Source organism: Nocardia ninae NBRC 108245 (assembly GCF_007990755.1).
GTDB classification, from domain to species: Bacteria; Actinomycetota; Actinomycetes; order Mycobacteriales; family Mycobacteriaceae; genus Nocardia; species Nocardia ninae.
Genome location: NZ_BJXA01000029.1, coordinates 39,513 through 57,545, shown reverse-complemented (window position 1 = coordinate 57,545; position 18,033 = coordinate 39,513). Strand labels below are relative to the sequence as shown.

Below are 18,033 nucleotides of genomic sequence, written 5' to 3'. Positions count from 1 at the left end.
TGATCGGCCAGATGCTGGAAGGGCGCTATCGGATCGATGCGCCGATCGCCCGCGGCGGCATGTCGATGGTCTTCCGGGGCGTCGACACCCGCCTGGACCGGCCGGTGGCCATCAAGGTGATGGACCCGAAGTTCGCCGGTGACCCGCAGTTCCTGTCGCGTTTCGAGTTCGAGGCCCGCGCGGTCGCCAAGCTGAAGCATTCGTCGCTGGTCGCGGTATACGACCAGGGTGTCGACGGTGAGTATCCGTTCCTGATCATGGAGTTGGTCGAGGGCGGCACGCTGCGCGAGTTGCTGCGCGAGCGCGGGCCGATGCCGCCGCATGCGGTGCGCGCGGTGGCCGAGCCGGTGCTCGCCGCGATCGGTGTCGCACACTCGGCGGGGCTGGTGCACCGGGACGTGAAGCCGGAGAACGTGCTGATCTCCGATGCGGGCGAGGTGAAGATCGCCGATTTCGGCCTGGTTCGCGCGGTCGCGGCGGCCAATACGACCTCGGCCAGCGTGATTCTCGGCACTGCCGCGTACCTGTCCCCCGAACAGGTGACCACCGGCACGGCCGACGCGCGCAGTGACGTGTACTCGTTCGGCGTGCTGATCTTCGAGCTGCTCACCGGCAAGGTGCCGTTCACCGGCGATACCTCGCTGTCAGTGGCGTATCAGCGGATCGAGAACGACGTGCCGAGCCCGAGCCGGTTCATCTCGGGTGTGCCGCCGGAGTTCGACGAGCTGGTCGCGAAGGCCACCGCGCGCGAGCCCGCGCACCGGTTCACCGACGCGAACGAGATGGCGGCCGCGCTGCGGCACATCGGCGCGAAGCTGAACCTGCCGCCGTATCGGGTGCCCGCGCCGCAGGAGTCGGCCGAGCATTTGAGCGCGAGCTACAAGGTGGCCACGCCGCCTCCGCAGCAGGCCGCGGCGATGCCCGCACCCGAGCCCTACACGCCGCCGACGGTGCAGCACACGAAGGTGGTCACCGCGCCGCGGCCGCGGGTGGATTACGGTCCGCCCAACGGCTACGACGAGCAGCCGGTGCGTCAGCAGCACGCAGCCTCGCCGTATCAGGCCTACGCGCCCGATCGCAGCAGGTCGCGCCGCACGACGTGGGCGTGGGTGGCCATTGTGGCGATTCTCACGCTGGTCGTCGGGGTCGGCGGCTGGTGGCTCGGCGTCGGCCGATACTCCCCAGTTCCGGCGATCGCCGGAATGGATTCCGACCGTGCGATCGCGGCGCTGCGGGATGCCGGGTTCGAGACCGAGCTGCGGCAGAAGGCTTCCGATGTGGTGCCGGTCGGCGGCGTGGTCGGCAGCGACCCGTCGGCGGGATCACGGGTCACCAAGGGTTCGACCGTCGCGGTCCTGATCTCCAACGGCAAACCGAAGGTGCCCGACGTCCAGCCGGGTGATCCAATCACGAAGGTGAATCAGCTGATTCGCGATGCGGGGTTGCAGCCGATCGACTCGGGTGAGGTCGGCAATACCGCGCCGAAGGGGACGCTCGCCAAGACCGATCCTGGTCCCGGCGTTGTCCTTCCGATGGGCGCGCAGGTAAAGGTGTACCGCAGCAAGGGCTCCCAGCCGGTGAAGGTGCCCGACGTGCGCGGCAAGTCGGCCGACGAGGCCACCAAGATCCTCACCGCCGCCGGTATCGCGGTGCGCGAGACCAGGTCCCAGTTCGATCGGAGCATCGAGGCGGACAAGGCCATCGGCACCGACCCGGTTGCGGGCACGACGATCCAATCGGGTGACGGCGTCGCCCTGCTGGTCTCCAACGCGCTGAAGATGCCCGATGTGCGCGGCTGGACCGTTGCCAACGCCCGAGCCAAGCTGCAATCCCTCGGTGTCCAGGTAGAGGTGAAACAGCTTGTGGCGAGCGACAGTTCACTCATCGTCTCGCAAACCCCGGGTGTCGGCGCGAACATCGAGTCGGGCAACACCGTCTCGCTGGTTGCCCTGCCTTGAGTGGGGCACGCTGACTGTCGCGATTTGGTCCCGGAATCACTTCCGGGACAACCGTTGAGCTGCTCGGCCTGTCCGAAATACCTTGCTCAGCGCAGCATTTCGGCGACGAGGAAGGCGAGCTCCAGCGACTGCTGGGTGTTCAGGCGAGGGTCGCAGGCGGTTTCGTAGCGACCGGACAGATCCAGGTCGGAGATGTCCTGCGCGCCACCGAGGCACTCGGTGACGTCCTCACCGGTGAGCTCGATGTGCAGCCCACCGGGGTGGGTGCCGAGCGCGTGGTGCACCTCGAAGAAGCCCTGCACCTCGTCGACGATGCGGTCGAAGTGACGGGTCTTGAAGCCGGTGGACGCCTCGTGCGTGTTGCCGTGCATAGGGTCGCACTGCCAGATCACCTGGTGGCCGGTGGCCTGCACCTTCTCGATGATGGGCGGCAGCACGTCGCGGACCTTGCCGTTGCCCATGCGCGAGACGATGGTGAGTCGGCCGGGCTCGTTGTTCGGGTCCAGCCGCTCGACGTACTCCACTGCCATCTCGGGCGTGGTCGTCGGGCCGATCTTCAGGCCGATCGGGTTGGCGATCAGTTCGGCGAGCGCGATGTGCGCGCCATCGAGCTGCCTGGTCCGTTCGCCGATCCACAGGAAGTGTGCGGACAGGTCGTAGAGCACCGGCTCGCCCGCGGCGTTCTCGCTCAGGCGCAGCATGGCGCGCTCGTAGTCGAGGACCAGCGCCTCGTGGCTGGCGTAGATGCGGGCCTGCTTCAGGCTCGGGTCGTTCACCCGGCAGGCGGTCATGAACGCGAGACCGCGGTCGATCTCCTCGGCCAGCGCCTCGTACCGGGCCCCGGCGGGCGACTTCGCGACGAAGTCACGGTTCCAGTCGTGCACCTTGTGCAGGTCGGCCATGCCGGCGCCGGTCAGCGCGCGCACCAGGTTCATCGCGGCGCTGGCGTTGGCGTAGGCGCGCACCAGCCGGGACGGGTCGTGCTCGCGCAGCGCGGCGTCGGCGACCAGCGCGTTGACCATGTCACCGCGGTAGGACTTTAGGCCGAGCGAATCGGTATCGGAGGAACGCGGTTTCGCGTACTGGCCGGCGATGCGGGCCACCTTGACCACCGGCATGCTGGCGCCGTAGGTGAGCACGACCGCCATCTGCAACAGGGTGCGAATGTTGCCGCGGATGTGTGGCTCGGTGTTGTCGGCGAACGTCTCGGCGCAGTCGCCGCCCTGCATCAGGAACGCCTCGCCGCGGGCCACCTCGGCCAGCTGCTCGCGCAGCTCCTCGACCTCGGCGGGCACGCAGATCGGCGGCACGCTCTCCAGCACGGTGCGCATCTGCGCCGCCTGCCCCGGATCCCACGACGGCTGCTGCAGCGCGGGGCGCTCCAGCGCCTCGTCCAACCGCCTGCGTAACTCGGTGGGCAGCGGCGGCAGTTCCGGCAGGCGATCGATCGGTACGTCGACGGTCCAGTTCACCCGTTCAGAATACGGACCACTCGGACGCCGCCGGTACCCACCATAGGGGTGGTACTGACCACCACCCCGGTGATCGATCCGCGGATCCGAGCCCGGCTGCCGATCCGGCCCCTATTCCACATAGGGTGATTGTTCGGAAGTACGCCCGACAGATCCGGCGCCATACCGAATTGCTGAGGAGTAGACCGATCTCGCTTCGATATTTTTACGACTGCGAATTCATCGAGGACGGGGTCGTCATCGACCTGGTCTCCATCGGTGTGGTGTGCGAGGACGGGCGCGAATACTACGCGGTGTCCACCGAATTCGACCCCGAGCGGGCCGGCCCGTGGGTGCGCAGGCATGTGCTGCCGCAGCTGCCTTCGCCGTCCTCCCCGCTGTGGCGCAGCAGGAAGCAGATCCGCGACGACCTGTACAAGTTCCTGGTGCCGCGCTCATCGGTGGTGCCCGAGCTGTGGGCCTGGGTCGGCGCCTACGACCACGTAGCACTGTGCCAACTCTGGGGCTCCATGGTCGACCTCCCCACCGCCTTCCCCCGCTACACCAACGAACTGCGCCAGCACTGGGAAGCCCACGGCCGCCCCGAACTTCCCCCCGTCCCCCCGGACGCACACGACGCCCTGGCCGACGCCCGCCACAACCTGGCCAAGTTCGAGGCCATCGAGGCGGCGCGCCGCAGCACACCCCGCTTGTAGATCGAGAGCAAAGGCCCCGAGTCGACATCGACTCGGGGCCTTTGCTTTCAGCTATCAGTCGCGGAGTTTTCTTGCGACCGCTCGAGCGTCCGAGGTAGTTCGTACATCGATGACGACGGGTTGTCGTCCGGCAGCGTGTTGCCGTTGCTCGCATGCCGCTTCGCGAGCACTGCGGCTCGGCGTGCCGCGTGCATTCGCAGCGGCATATACACCGTCGCCGCCTCGATATGCTTTCCCTCGCGGCGATCGAGCTTTCTGCTGTCACTTTCAGCACATTTGGTATCGATATACGCGTTGTGGTCTCGATGATGCAGGATCAACCAGAGCTCGAAGCAAGGGTTCGAGATGGCCAGCCCTACACCATGCGCATTGGCGAGCTCGACCGCTTTACTCGAATTCGGATGATGCTGGGGCCACTCGACATCGAAGACACACCAGCATTCGTCGATCTCCTTGTCCTGCTTGCGCGCGACCGCGCGCTGCACCAGAGTGAGGGGTGCCCCTTGGTCGGGGTCCAACTCGATCCTGACCGAGGTATTCGAGCGAACATGCGGAAGATTCTTGACGGCCTTCAGGTAATCATGCTCCGTGTTGATGCCTTCGCAGAAGATCAAGATGGTATGAAATTCTGTGCGAGTACCGATCCTGCGCTCGAGCGGTCGCGCGGGTTTGCGTCGTGCCGCCACGCCGATCAGGCGATCATGCCGAGAGCGCGAAGAAGTTCGGCTCTGTCGACGTCGGGCAAAGCACCGAAGCGCCCATGCAGGTAGGCGTTCTCCAGGTTCTGCGACTTGCGTACCCGTTCGCCGGCGAACTCGGCCAGCGCGCCGAGCCTGGTGGCGCCGTTAGCCGACTTCTCGGTGAACCACACTTCGTCACGGTTGAGATGATTGAGCAGGCTGGTGTCGTGCGTGGTGAAGATCAGCTGAGCCCCCCTCGGGTTCGTCGCCGAATCGTGAAACAGCTGGATCAACTGGGCCGACAGGGTCGGATGCAAACTAGCGTCGATCTCGTCCAGCACGAGCATCGAACCTGACCGAAGCGTGCTGAGTAACAACCCGATCAACTCGTACCAGCTACGGGTTCCCGCCGATTCTGCTGCGAAATCGAGAGTGGCGGATTCGGTAGACGAACGGTGCACGAGACGCGGGCGCCTCCGTGTTCGAACCTCTCCTGTCGAAAGAACATGGTGTTCTTCGTCGAACAGCACATCCTCGATCCCGAGATCAGCCATGCGCAGCAATGCCAAAGCTTCGCGTCGATCTTTTTCGTGCTCAGCGCCGGGGACATCCACGCTTTCGATCTCGTCGAATGCATCCGCGAAGAGACTCTTCCCCATTTCGAAGCCCCGGCTCGAATCGAACCACCAATCCGTTGGCTTGTCTCTATTGATGGCAAAAGCCATGCTACGAGACATCGCCGCAACCCCGCGTGTCCTCATATCGAGCAAGGCGTTCGCAAAGCTGGACACCGTAGGGTCATCGAATCTCCGGGCAGCGGAAAGCGCCAGGGTCCTGTCCGTCAGCAGCTGCCGAGCGCCCGCAAGATCGCCCAAGCCGCGCTGGAGGGTGAGCTTCAGACCCTCACGTTCGAAGACTCGTCGACGCTTCTTTTCCGGATAATGAAACAGAGCCTCGTAATGGACCCGCTCACGATCCAACTCGACCAGATATTCGAAACGTACGTCGTGCACGAGCAGCTCGACGGCGAACTCGGTCGATCGTCGGGGGCCATCGCAGAAAGCGAAGGGCTCGACGGGAATCGACTCGTCCCACACACGTACCGATGTCCTGACCGCGTCGCGGATCCACCGCAGTGCGGCCAGCACGTTGGACTTGCCCGAGGCATTGGGGCCGTAGATTCCGGCAGCAGTGAGGAGATGCTCACCCAGCATCGCCGCCTCACGCGCGGCCGGTCGATCGCGATCGACCGCCACCATCGACAGCTCGGCCCGGTCGAGGATCGATCGGAAGTTGGCGACTTCGAATCGGATCAACACAACTACATCCTACGCACCAAATTGCTGGATAGCAGCGTACAAACACGTTATTCCGTAGCAGATTGACAAAATAGGCGCTCTAATCAATCTGCATATGTCGATACCCCATACCGTAGGTCAGCATTCCGCCGTCGACGCCAGGGCGAACCGATCTACCGCAGCACTCCCCGCTTGTAGACCAAAAGCAAAGGCCCCGAGTCGAAACCGACTCGGGGCCTTTGTGTTCAGCTGTCAGTGGCTGTGCTTGCCACCGAGTTCCTTCTCCTGACGCGCCTGCAGCACCTTGAGCTGCTTGTGCTCTTCGGCGTGCTCGGTCTCGAAGTGCTGCTCGCTTTCCTGCCACGGGTCGGGGCGCAGGAAGCTGCCGGTGCCGGGCTTGCCCGCGGAACCGAGCTTGTTCATCTTCTTCGGGACGGTCGCGCCCTGGTACTCCAGCGGGATCGGGTGGCCGTGGTCGTCGACCGGGCCGAGCGGCTGGTGCACCTCGATGTACTCACCGTGCGGCAGTCGCTTGACCACGCCGGTCTCGATGCCGTGCTCGAGCACCTGACGGTCGGCGCGCTGCAGGCCGATGCAGAACCGGTACGCCACGAAGTACGCGACCGGCGGCACGACCAGGATGCCGATGCGGCCCATCCAAGTGGTCGCGTTCAGCGAGATGTCGAACTTCAGCGCCACGATGTCGTTGACACACGACAGGGTGAGCACCACGTAGAAGCCGATCGACATGGCGCCGATCGCGGTACGGACCGGCACGTCGCGCGGACGCTGCAGCAGGTTGTGCCCGGCGGTGTCGCCGGTCAGCCGCTTCTCGATCCACGGGTACATGATCAGCACCGTGAACACCAGGCCCATGATCAGCGCCACCCAGAACACCGCGGGCACCGTGTAGCGACCCAGGTACAGCTCCCACGGCGGCATGAGCCGGGCCAGACCGTCGGTCCACATCATGTAGAAGTCGGGCTGCGAACCCGCGGAGACCTGAGACGGGTTGTAGGGGCCCAGGTTCCAGATCGGGTTGATCTGGAACAGACCACCCATGATGCCGACGATGCCGAGGGTGAAGGCGAAGAACGCGCCCTGGTCGGCGGCGAACACCGGGATGATGCGGGCGCCGACCACGTTGTTCTCGGTGCGGCCGGGTCCGGGGAACTGGGTGTGCTTCTGGTACCAGACCAGCGCCACGTGCGCGGCGATCAACGCGAGGATGATGCCGGGCAGCAGCAGCACGTGCGCGATGTAGAGGCGCGGGATGATGATCGTGCCGGGGAAGTCCCCGCCGAAGATCAGCCAGTGCATCCAGGTGCCCGCGATCGGGATACTCATCGTGATACCGCCGAACGCGGCCCGCAGGCCGGTGCCGGACAGCAGGTCGTCGGGCAGCGAGTAACCGAAGAAGCCCTCGAACATGGCCAGGATCAGCAGCAGCGAGCCGATCACCCAGTTCGCCTCGCGCGGCTTGCGGAACGCGCCGGTGAAGAAGATGCGGAACAGGTGCACGATGATCGACGCCGCGAACAGCAACGCGGCCCAGTGGTGCACCTGGCGGACGAACAGACCGCCACGCACCTCGAAGGTGATGTCGAGCGAGGTCTCGTAGGCTCGCGACATGGTGACGCCGCGCAACGGCTGGTAGGAGCCGTTGTAGACGACCTCGGTCATCGACGGATCGAAGAACAGCGTCAGGTAGACACCCGACAGCAGCAGGATGATGAACGCGTACAGCGCGATCTCACCGAGCAGGAACGACCAGTGGGTCGGGAAGACCTTGTTGATCGACCGCTTCATGAACGCGGCGGCTTGATACCGCTCGTCCATCTCGTTGGCTTGGGTTGCGATACTCATGAACGACGCTCCCAGTAGGCCGGGCCGAGCGGCTCGATGAAGTCGCCGTTGGCGACCAGGTAGCCCTCGGAGTTGACGGTGATCGGCAGCTGCGGCAGTGCGCGAGCGGCGGGACCGAAGACCGGCTTACCCCATTCGGTCGCCAGGAACTGCGACTGATGGCAGGGGCAGAGGATCTTGTTGGTCTGCGACTCGAACAGCGACGTCGGGCAACCGAGGTGGGTGCAGATCTTCGAGTAGGCGAAGTAGTCGCCGTAGTTGAAGCTCTCCTGGCCCTTACGCTTGATCGCCTTCTGCGCGTCTTCGGTGCGCAGGCGAATCAGCATGACCGAGTTGCGGATACCGCGCAGGGACTGCAGGGTGGCGTGCTCGTCGCCGCGCCACTTCTCTTTCCACGGGAACACCGTCTCCATGCCGCCCGCGTCCATGTCCTCGGGGCGGACCAGCACGATGTCCTCCGGGCGACCGGTGTCGCGGCGGATGTAGATGGTCTCGCCCGGGAAGTCCGGGGTCCAGCCCGAGACCCACAGCGGCGACTTGTCGCCCTTGGCCCACGGGTTCTTCACCATGCCGCCGACGAATACCAGCAGCGCGCCGATACCGAGCACACCGACACCGGCGCCTGCGGTGCGCGTGATCATCTTGCGGCGGGCCAGCGTGGAGGTGTCCAGCGCGTCCTGCAGCTCGGCGACCAGCGTGCGGCGCTCGACCTCGGGCGACGGGCCGTCGTGGCGGTCCTGGATGGACAGCTCGGCGGGGATGAACAGCTTGCGGATCAGCACCACCGCGACACCGATGACCAGCACCGAGACGCCGAAGGTGACACCGACCAGCGGGGTGAACAGTGAGTAGGCCGTGTGCCCCTCGTCGTCGGCGGGCTTGAACTGCCAGGGCCAGAACAGGTACACCCCGACCAGCGCCGCCGCGGCGATGCCGGAGACGGCGAACCAGAAGGCGACCGCGCGCTCGGCGCGCTTCTCGGCGCGGGTGCCCGGAACCGGGAACCGCTCGCGCCGGTAGGCGACGTCGACGCCGTCGCGCTCGGTGCCGAGCTTGACCAGCTCGTCGCGCGTCATCGCGTCGAGCTCGGCCTCGGTGTAGTCCTTCTTCAGCGCGTGGCTGTCGGACTCCGCCACGGCGTGGCCGTCGGAGCCGGCGACCACCTCGTGGGAACCGTGGCCCGTGGATACGTTCGACGGCTCGCCGCCGTCGTGGCCCTCATCCGGCCGACCCATGTCGTTTGGCTCCTTCTTATCCGTCATGACCTCGAACCGATCCAAATCGCGGCACCGACGACCGTCGTGATACCGATCACCCACATGACCAGACCTTCGGTCGCGGGTCCGAAGCCGCCGAGGTCCCAGCCGCCGGGGGCGTTCTCCTCTTTGGCGTTCATGACGTAGGCGATGATGTCGCGCTTCTCTTCCGGCGACAGCTGCCGGTCGGAGAACTTCGGCATGTTCTGCGGGCCGCTGAGCATCGCGTCGTAGACCTGCTGCTCGTTCGCGGGCTCCAGCGGAGGCGCGAACTTACCGGAGGACAGCGCGCCGCCGCGACCGGTGAAGTTGTGGCAGGAGGCGCAGTTCATCCGGAACAGCTCCGAACCGCGGGCGATGTCCGGGCCGCGCAGCGACTCCTGGGCGATCTCGCCGTTCGCGTCGCGGACCACGCTCGGGCCGCCACCGTTGGCCGCCACGTACGCCATCAGCGCGTCGGTCTGGTGCTCGTCGAACTTCGGCGGCTTGCGCATCGCCTGGGCCTCGTTGCGGGCCATCGGCATGCGACCGGAGGACACCTGGAAGTAGACGGCGGCCTCACCGACACCGATGAGGCTGGGGCCGCGGTCCTGGACACCCTGCAGGTTCGCGCCGTGGCAGGTGATGCAGGAGGTGTCGTAGAGCTGCTGGCCCTCGCGGATCAGCGCCGAGGAATCCTGGTTCGCGGTCGCGACCTGCGGGTCCGGCGTCAAAGCCGCTGCCAGGAAGCCTGCTCCGACGAGGCCCACCAACAGCGCGAGCCCGCCCGCGATGCGACGGCGAACGCGGCGCTGCCTGCGTGTCTTGCTGGCCTCGCCGTTCCCGTTGCTTGCGGGCTCTGGCGCTGACGGGGGAGATGAACTCATCTGTGTCCCTTTGGAGTAGACGGAACCGACGTGTGCAAAAGACTGAGGTATGCCCGACTCAGCGGACGAAGTAGATCGTGGCGAACAACCCGATCCACACGATGTCGACGAAGTGCCAGTAGTACGAGACGACGATCGCGGCGGTCGCCTGCGCGGGGGTGAACTTACTGACCTTGGTGCGGATCAGCAGGAACACGAACGCGATCAGACCGCCGATGACGTGCAAACCGTGGAAACCGGTGGTGATGTAGAACACCGAGCCGTAGGCGCTGCTCGAGACCGAGGTGCCCTCGTGAACCAGGTTCATGTACTCGTAGCCCTGACCGAGCACGAAGATCGTGCCCATGATCAGGGTGACCACGTACCAGCGGCGCAGGCCGAACACGTCGCCACGCTCCGCGGCGAACACGCCCATCTGGCAGGTGAACGACGACGCGACCAGCACGGTAGTGACCGGCACGGCGAGCTTCAGATTCAACTCGGTCGGTTCCGGCGGCCAGACACCATGCGCCTGGGCGCGCGCGACGAAATACATCGCGAAGAGGCCGGCGAAGAACATCAACTCGCTGGACAGCCAGATGATGGTACCGACGCTGACCATGTTGGGCCGATTCAGCGAGTGCACACGCTGGGTAATGGCCGATCCGGGGGTCCCTACTGCGGTCGTCACGGGGGTAAGTATGACTCGTCGTAGTACGACACAAGTACCCGGGTGCGAAACTTGTGCCTCCGTGTCGGAAAACCCACGGACAGACAGCCTCTCGACCAGGGCTCGGCGTGTTGGAGCGGGCCCGCTCGTGGTGTGGCGGCGTCGGTCGGGACGTGTTTACCGGTCGGGGTCCGCGTGCCGACAGGTAGCCGGAGCACAGCATGACAGGTGTGCGTAAGTAAAAGCTGAGATGGAGGCGATGTGGCAGCGCGTGGATGGCGTCGATGGTTCGGGCGCGGTGGTCCGGCGCCGCTGGATCCGAGCCGGGCGGATCTGGTGGTGGTCGCGGCGAGTTTCGATGACGCCGAGGCTTGTTCGGCGGCCTTGGCGCGGGCGAGTGAGCTGACGCCGGATGCGGAGGCGGTGCTGCGCCATCATCTGCGGATACCGCCCGCGCAGGTCGAGGCGGTGTGCGCGATCGCGGCGCAGGACGGGTACGCGCCGGCGCCGCGGGTCGGCGGGCCGGGGACCGATGCGCTGGAGACGGTGATTCTGCAGCGCGTGCAGGTGCTCGACGCGTTGCACTGTTCGCAGGAGCGGTCGCGGATGGCGGGCTTGGCGCAGCGGCACGACGGGACGGCCGACGGGTGGGATGCGCTGCAACCGCGGGTCACGAGCGAACAACTTTAAGGACGGGCTCCGCCCCGACAACGCGCAGTAAGCTGCTTCGCGACAAACTGGTGTGAAACCAGTGTGACGGGAGAAGCAAGACATGAACGTGCGCAGCTGGGCCCAGGTGCTCGGAACCCTCGCCGACGGTGGCGACCTGGCCGCGGACGACACGGCTTGGGCGATGGACGAGATCATGTCGGACAACGCCACCTCCGCTCAGATCGCGGCGTTCGGCGTCGCCATGAAGATCAAGGGCCCGACACCGGCCGAACTGACCGGCCTCGCCACCGGCATGCTCGACCACGCCAGGCTGGTGCGGATCGACGGCGACGCGGTGGACATCGTCGGCACCGGCGGTGACCGATCCGGTTCGGTGAACATCTCCACCATGTCCTCGATCGTGGTGGCCGCGGCCGGAGTGCCGGTGGTCAAGCACGGCAACCGGGCCGCCTCGTCCAAGAGCGGCGGCGCCGACGTGCTGGAGGCGCTCGGGGTGCGGTTGGCGCTGGGGCCGGAAGCGGTGGCGCGCTGCGTGCGCGAGGTCGGCATCGGGTTCTGTTTCGCACCCGTGTTCCATCCTGCGCTGCGGTTCGCGGGTGCGGCGCGCAAGGAGATCGGCATTCCTACTGTCTTCAATGTGCTCGGGCCGCTGACGAATCCGGCGCAGCCGCGCGCGGGGCTGGTGGGGTGCGCGTTCGCGGATCTGCTACCGGTGATCGCGGGCGTGTTCGCTGGGCGCGGGGCGAGTGCGCTGGTGGTGCGGGGCAACGACGGGCTCGACGAGATCACCACTTCCGACACCACCGCGGTGTGGGTGGTGTCCGGTGGGCAGATGCGGGAAGCCACCATCGATCCGACGCGCCTCGGCATCGCGCGCGTCGGCCTGGAGGCGCTGCGCGGCGGTGACTCCGCGGTCAACGCCGGGGTGGCGCGGAGTGTGTTCGCCGGAACTGCCGGTGCGGTGCGGGACGCGGTCCTGGTGAACTCGGCAGCAGCCATCGTGGCCTACGACCTGTCCCAGGGGACCGTCGATTACACCGCCGATGTGCACGAAGCGCTGGCAGGGGGCATCGAGCGGGCTGCCGAGGCCATCGACTCGGGTAAGGCGGCTGCGCTGCTCGACAATTGGGCGAAGTTGACCGTCACGCTCGGCAATCGCTGACCGCGTCGTCCACCCTTCCGATCTGCACTTTTTCTCGGGATCCGCACGCCCCCAGGGCGTGCGCGTCCCAAGAGAAGGTGCAGATCCGGCCAGCCAAGTCTCGGGTAACCCCTTAGTGCGGGACGGTGCTGACCGTTGCGCAACGTTCGTATGCGGAACACACCGAGCGCTGCGATAGCTGAAGCGCATAAGATGTGGATAGCGCGTTAGCTAGATCGGCATGCTCATGGCAAAGCCAACTCGGCGCGAGCCCGCGTCGACCGGCCTCGACTGACGAGGAGCGCAGCATGAAACACAGCGTGCGTGTCGCACTCGGAGTGCTATCGGTGGTGGCTGTGTATGTCGCCGCCCCGACCGCAGGCGCGGCGGAGGGCGAATTGCTCGTCGACGGCACCGACTACGGCGGGCAGTCCGGCTGCATCGACCTCGGCCCCAATGCACCACGCAAATTCATCAACAACAGTGACCGGGTGGTAACCATCTATATGAACGCCCAGTGTATGGGCGCCGCTTCCGGGGTCCTCTCGGGTCGAGGGAGCGGCACCTACACCGGCAAGTCGATGATCCGCTGATCCCAGCGGCGTTCACTCCCCCAGCGAGAACCCGGCCTCCACGTCGGCGCTGGAGTAGGACTTGAACGCGATGTGGGTGATGGTCCTGGCGACACCGTCGACCTTGTCGATCCGGCCCGTCACCACGTCGGCGATCTGTTCGTGGTCGCGCACCCGCACGATCGCGATCAGATCCACATCGCCTGCGCAGGAATACACCTCGGCGACACCTTCGGTGTCCGCCACGGCCTGGGCGGTCTCGGGAATGCGGCCGTTGTCGGCGTCAATGAGCACGATCGCGGTAATCATGCGCTCAGCCTAAGCGGTCCACGTACTCCTCCTCAGCGGGTTGGGTCCGTGCCGCCGCATCCGCCACCTCCGCCCACCCCAACCACCGCCCCGCCCCGAATCTCGGCTCCCGATACCCCTCACTCGTCCGCACGATCCGCACCCCCGCCCGCGCCAACCAGCGCGCAACAAGCGCCGCCTCCTCGGGCGAGGCCCCCCGCAGCGGCGGCACATTCACCGGCACCCAATCCCCCGGTGCGATGTGCGGCGATGCGTCGAGCTCCGGCTCGGCAGGCGGTGAGGCGGCAGACCCCGGCTCAGCAGGCGGCAAGGCGGCACGCCCCGGCTCAGCAGGCGGCAAGGCGGCAGACCCCGATCCGGCAGGCGGCAAGGCAGCAGACCCCGGCTCACCAGGCGACAAGGCGGCAGACCCCGATCCAGCAGGCGGCAAGGCTGTCGGCGCCGATTCGAGAGGCGATGGTGCGGCGGTGTGGGGTGCGGTCGCTCCGGCGCTGGAGGCGAAGCTCACCTCGGCCGGGAGGTCGGCGATCTGCTCCTGAATCCCTACCCCTACCCCTCCTTCGGGGATCACGGTTTCGGCGGAGGCGACGATCTGTTCCACGACGACCATCGGCGGCACTCCGCGGGGTGCGGTCCCGGCGCCCGCGAGGCGGCCGTAGCGGATGACCGCGAACTCCCATCCGCCTGCGCCGTCCGGGTGGGCGGCGATCAGTTCCGCGATGCGGGCGACGGCGGCGAGGCGCTGGGTGCGGTGCAGGGCGCGAATGACGGCGACGACGCGATCGCGCAGACGGGCAGCGGCCTCGAAATGCTCGGCGCGGGAATAGGTTTCGATGCGGTCGAGCATCGAGCGGATTGGGGCGTCGGAGTAGCCCGCGAACAGCGCGCGGACGCGTGCAGGGACGGGTGCATATTCCTTTGTATTAATAGGAGTCCCGGCGACGGCCGCCGGACAACCACCGACGACCGCCGGCGGGCAGGCGTGCACACCGTTTCTGGGCAGGCGCGTGGCGCAGGTGCGCAAGCCGGTGTACTCCGCGATGATCAGCGCCAGCTCGGCCGCGTCGGCGCGAGAGTTGAACGGCCCCAGCGCATCTCGGTTCGGTGTGCGGACGACCGAGAATCGCGGGAAGGGCTCGTCGGTGAGCGTGATCCACCAGGCTCGCTTGGGAAACTTGGAGCGGCGGTTGTAGGGCGGCGTGTGCGCGACGAGCAGTCGCAGCTCGCGCACACCGGCTTCCAGCGCGTGCGCGCACACCACATGGTCGACCCGGGTGGCCAGGGCGACCATCTCTTTCATCCGGCCGCGCGTCTCCGAACCGGTGAAGTAGTTGCGCACGCGGCGACGCAGATTCACCGCGGTTCCTATATAGAGGACTTCGTCGGTCGGGCCGCGGAACAGGTACACGCCGGGGCTCGCGGGCATGTCGGCGGCGAGGAACCGCTTCGCGCGCTGGCGCGGGGTGACGTCGGGCAGGTAGTCGACCAACTCGGTGAGGCTGTGCACGCCTTGATTGCCGACCCGGGCGATCAACGCGTGCAGCACATCGACGGTCGCCCGCGCGTCGTCCAGCGCCCGGTGCGTCGGCTGGGTGCTCGCACCGAGCAGCCGGGCCAGCGCGCTCAACCGGACCGACGGCGCCTCGTCCCGGCCGAGTACCCGCCGGGCCAGCTTCACGGTGCACAACACCGTCGCGGTGGGCCACGCGGTGTCGCAGGCGGCCGCGGCTGCGCGCAGGAACGCCATGTCGAACCGCGCGTTGTGCGCGACGAGCACCGCACCGGAGGCGAATTCGAGGAAACCGGGCAGCACCGACGCGATGCTGGGCGCCGCGTACACCATGGCAGTCGTGATCCCGGTGACCTGCACGATCGCCGGCGGCACCGCCCGTCCGGGGTTGACCAGGGTGGCGAACTCGCCGAGCACCTCGCCGCCGCGCACCTTGACGGCGCCGATCTCGGTGATCGCGTCGGCGCCCGGACTGGTCCCCGTGGTCTCCAGGTCGACGACGACGAAGGTGGTGTCGAACAGCGGCGTGTCGAGGTCGTCGAAGACCAACTGCTGAGCGGCGGCTTTGCGTGGCGCGGGGTCGGACACGGGCTGGAGCGTAGGCGGAGGGTCCGACAAGCACGGGGCTCGCGCGGGCAGGCGTCGGCGCACACGAAAACCTCAGCAAATGTCCGAATTACACCGTGCGTATTTACGTCGAGTTACCCAGGAAATGATCTAGAACGCCGAAAAGTGACGCAGCTCACATCGTTGCATAAAACGTATCAATCGCTCGGGCGTGTCGAGCAGCCCGGGCGGGCCGCTTCCCGCTCGCTGTGACCGATCACAGCGGGTTGGCCGACCGGCCGGTCCCCGACCCGCACATGTCGCGGAGATGAACGCAGCGACCTGGGTAAATGTCCAATCGGTTCCCATCGGACCACCGATCAGCCATGGCATGGCTGACCGAGATAGCGACCGGGACGCTCGTCCATAAAAGCGCTTCGTTATCTTTTCGTGATTGCTGGGACATATCTCACACTGATTAAGCACGAATTCACGGGCGCCCGCGCATTTCGCCGGAGCCGGGCTTTACAAACCCCCGTGATGTGTTCGTAACCTTTTCGAGACCTCACGGAGTCCGACGCACCAACTCGGTGCGAACGACACGAAGTCCGCGGCACCAGTCAGGGTGCGGCGTCGTGGGGCAGATTGGGAGTACCGCATCATGACGACCAAATCCGTCAAGCGTTCGGCGCAGCGTGCCGTCGCCGCCGGGGCCGTCGGCGCTGCCACCATCGGCGCGTTCCTGCTTCCGGCCGCCCCCGCATCGGCGCAGCCGGTGACCATCCCCGGTATCGGCACCTTCGAGGTGCCGAACGAGATCCAGATCCCGCAAGGCATCCCGGGCGTCGAGCTGCCCGGCCAGGCGCCGCTGCCGTTCGTCGCCCCGAAGCGCACGGTCGGCGAGGAAGCCCTCGACGCCGCCATGAGCAAGCTCGGCGCACCGTACGTGTACGGCGCCGCGGGCCCGAACGCCTTCGACTGCTCCGGCCTGGTGAAGTGGTCCTACGAGCAGGCCGGCCTGGAGCTGCCGCGCACCAGCGGCGCCCAGCTGTCCGCGGGTAGCCCCGTGTCGATCGACGACCTGCAGCCGGGCGACCTGGTGTCGTTCTACGGCGGCGGCCACTCCGGCCTGTACGCCGGCGACGGCAACGTGGTGCACGCGGCCACCTCCGGCACGCCCGTGCAGGTGGCACCGATCTCCTCGATGCCGGTCACCGGAGCCCGTCGCTTCTGACGAACCGCTGGTCGGGCCGTACGTCGCGGCCCGACCACCGGACGGTCGCTGTGATCATTTCGTTCTCTACTGGACACAGACGCAGGACGTTCCGTAACCTAATCGAGACCTTCTCGAATTACCCGAGGCACGCAGTTCGCAAACCTCGTTTCGCGAGGAAGGCGCTCGTCGGTCAGATCGTCGGTTCCAGAGAGATCGTTTCACCAGAGAGCGGGGCACAGCAGGCTGTGGCAGCACACCGGAGACATGGCACACGACGTCTCGTGGGCGGCGTCCTGGCGGCCGGAGTGCTGGCCACCACCGCCCTCTACGGTGGCGGTCCGGCCGGCGCCGACCCGGTGGCGTTGCCGAGCACTGCCAGCGAGGCCGTGCAGCGGATGATCGACCTCTCGCGCCAGTCCGAGCAGCTCAACGAGCAGGCCCTCGTCGCGCAGACCGATCTCGACGCCAAGCTCGCGATCCAGCAGGACGCCGACACCAAGCTGGCCGCCAGCACCGAGCTGGTGCACCGGGCCCGCGACGAGGTGCGCAAGTACCAGCCGATCATCGACCGCACCGCGATCGCCGCCTACCAGGGCGCGCGCACCAACCGGCTGTTCGCCGTGCTGGTCAGCGATTCCCCGCAGCAACTGCTCGACCAGATGTCCACCCTGGACGTGCTCGCCGCGCAGACCTCCGCGCAGCTCGACCAATACAAGGTCGCGACCGACGCCGCCGACGCGGCGGAGACCGTCGCGCGCCGAGCCGCCGACGAAGCCCACGCGGCCGCGCAGAAGGCCGACACGGTGCGCGCCGACCTGGAACGCAAACGCAGCGACCTCGGCGGCGCCATCGCGCAGGTGGTGCAAGCGTGGGGCTCGCTGTCCACCAGGGACAAGTCCGCGCTCGCCGGTTCGCCCTTCCCGCCCGGCTTCGACCGCGACACCCTGCTGCAAGGTCTGGTCCCCGGCAGCGGCACCAGCGCCCTGGCCGCAGGCCTCACCCGCATCGGCGACCCGTACGTCTGGGGCGCGACCGGCCCGAACCAGTTCGACTGCTCCGGGCTCGTGCAGTGGGCGTTCAAGCAGGTCGGCAAGAACGTGCCGCGGACCAGTTCGGCGCAGGCGTCCTACGGCACGCCCGTCGCCAAGGACGATCTGCAACCCGGCGACGTCGTGTTCTTCTACCCCGACATCTCCCACGTCGGCATCTACGCGGGCAACGGACTCATGTTGCACGCCTCCACCTTCGGTGTCCCGGTCGCCGTGGCACCCATGAGCACCACGCCGTACAACTCCGCTCGGCGATACTGAACACCTATGAATGGACA

The 18,033-nt window shown here is 66.8% G+C and carries 16 protein-coding genes; 7 read left to right on the top strand and 9 right to left on the bottom strand.

The annotated features are described in order from the left end of the window. Positions 1–11: 11 nt before the first annotated feature. Entirely contained in the window at positions 12–1,958 is a 1,947-nt protein-coding gene (gene pknB, locus NN4_RS21600; protein ID WP_147134379.1) for a Stk1 family PASTA domain-containing Ser/Thr kinase, read from the top strand. 86 nt (positions 1,959–2,044) lie between these two features. On the opposite strand, the gene NN4_RS21595 is transcribed toward pknB, so the two are convergent. Continuing rightward, a complete protein-coding gene (locus tag NN4_RS21595; RefSeq protein ID WP_147134293.1) occupies positions 2,045–3,430 on the bottom strand; it encodes a class II 3-deoxy-7-phosphoheptulonate synthase in 1,386 nt (461 codons plus the stop codon). A gap of 173 nt (positions 3,431–3,603) precedes the next feature. Between NN4_RS21595 and NN4_RS21590 the strand changes: the two genes are divergently transcribed. Beyond that, positions 3,604–4,125 (top strand): polyadenylate-specific 3'-exoribonuclease AS, encoded by a 522-nt coding sequence (locus NN4_RS21590; protein ID WP_246180999.1) that lies wholly within the window; start codon positions 3,604–3,606, stop codon positions 4,123–4,125. A 47-nt stretch (positions 4,126–4,172) separates the two neighbouring features. Here the strand turns inward: NN4_RS21590 and NN4_RS21585 are convergent, their stop codons facing one another. The 6 genes from NN4_RS21585 to ctaE form a co-directional block, all read right to left on the bottom strand. Beyond that, positions 4,173–4,811, bottom strand: coding sequence for an RloB family protein (locus tag NN4_RS21585; RefSeq protein ID WP_147134291.1), 639 nt, complete (start codon positions 4,809–4,811; stop codon positions 4,173–4,175). A 5-nt stretch (positions 4,812–4,816) separates the two neighbouring features. Then, positions 4,817–6,124: an AAA family ATPase gene (locus NN4_RS21580; protein WP_147134288.1), complete on the bottom strand. Its 1,308-nt coding sequence runs from the start codon at positions 6,122–6,124 to the stop codon at positions 4,817–4,819. Between the two features lie 231 nt (positions 6,125–6,355). After that, positions 6,356–7,969 carry a cytochrome bc1 complex cytochrome b subunit gene (qcrB, locus tag NN4_RS21575; protein WP_107655128.1) on the bottom strand — a complete coding sequence of 538 codons (1,614 nt, stop codon included), beginning with the start codon at positions 7,967–7,969 and terminating at the stop codon, positions 6,356–6,358. Further along, on the bottom strand, positions 7,966–9,204 hold the full coding sequence (gene qcrA, locus NN4_RS21570; RefSeq protein WP_281289386.1) for a cytochrome bc1 complex Rieske iron-sulfur subunit: 1,239 nt from the start codon (positions 9,202–9,204) through the stop codon (positions 7,966–7,968). The genes qcrB and qcrA overlap by 4 nt, the downstream gene beginning before the upstream one ends. A gap of 23 nt (positions 9,205–9,227) precedes the next feature. Further along, the gene (qcrC, locus tag NN4_RS21565) at positions 9,228–10,091 is read right to left on the bottom strand and encodes a cytochrome bc1 complex diheme cytochrome c subunit (protein ID WP_186818550.1); all 864 of its coding nucleotides are present in this window, start codon (positions 10,089–10,091) and stop codon (positions 9,228–9,230) included. A gap of 58 nt (positions 10,092–10,149) precedes the next feature. Further along, positions 10,150–10,761: an aa3-type cytochrome oxidase subunit III gene (gene ctaE, locus NN4_RS21560; protein ID WP_147134285.1), complete on the bottom strand. Its 612-nt coding sequence runs from the start codon at positions 10,759–10,761 to the stop codon at positions 10,150–10,152. Between the two features lie 240 nt (positions 10,762–11,001). Here ctaE and NN4_RS21555 point away from each other — a divergent pair, with 240 nt between their 5' ends. The 3 genes from NN4_RS21555 (at position 11,002) to NN4_RS21545 (ending at position 13,146) form a co-directional block, all read left to right on the top strand. Next, positions 11,002–11,430, top strand: a complete 429-nt coding sequence (locus NN4_RS21555; protein ID WP_147134282.1) for a hypothetical protein — start codon at positions 11,002–11,004, stop codon at positions 11,428–11,430. An 82-nt stretch (positions 11,431–11,512) separates the two neighbouring features. After that, on the top strand, positions 11,513–12,574 hold the full coding sequence (trpD, locus tag NN4_RS21550; protein WP_147134279.1) for an anthranilate phosphoribosyltransferase: 1,062 nt from the start codon (positions 11,513–11,515) through the stop codon (positions 12,572–12,574). A gap of 287 nt (positions 12,575–12,861) precedes the next feature. After that, entirely contained in the window at positions 12,862–13,146 is a 285-nt protein-coding gene (locus tag NN4_RS21545; RefSeq protein ID WP_147134276.1) for a hypothetical protein, read from the top strand. 12 nt (positions 13,147–13,158) lie between these two features. On the opposite strand, the gene NN4_RS21540 is transcribed toward NN4_RS21545, so the two are convergent. Both NN4_RS21540 and NN4_RS21535 read right to left on the bottom strand, forming a co-directional pair. Beyond that, the gene (locus tag NN4_RS21540) at positions 13,159–13,434 is read right to left on the bottom strand and encodes an Lrp/AsnC family transcriptional regulator (protein ID WP_107655123.1); all 276 of its coding nucleotides are present in this window, start codon (positions 13,432–13,434) and stop codon (positions 13,159–13,161) included. 4 nt (positions 13,435–13,438) lie between these two features. Next, entirely contained in the window at positions 13,439–15,532 is a 2,094-nt protein-coding gene (locus tag NN4_RS21535) for a DEDD exonuclease domain-containing protein (protein WP_147134273.1), read from the bottom strand. Between the two features lie 619 nt (positions 15,533–16,151). Between NN4_RS21535 and NN4_RS21530 the strand changes: the two genes are divergently transcribed. Beyond that, complete coding sequence (locus NN4_RS21530) at positions 16,152–16,724, top strand: C40 family peptidase (protein ID WP_135235842.1); 573 nt, start codon at positions 16,152–16,154, stop codon at positions 16,722–16,724. 263 nt (positions 16,725–16,987) lie between these two features. Continuing rightward, entirely contained in the window at positions 16,988–18,016 is a 1,029-nt protein-coding gene (locus tag NN4_RS21525; protein WP_246180994.1) for an NlpC/P60 family protein, read from the top strand. Positions 18,017–18,033 lie beyond the last annotated feature (17 nt).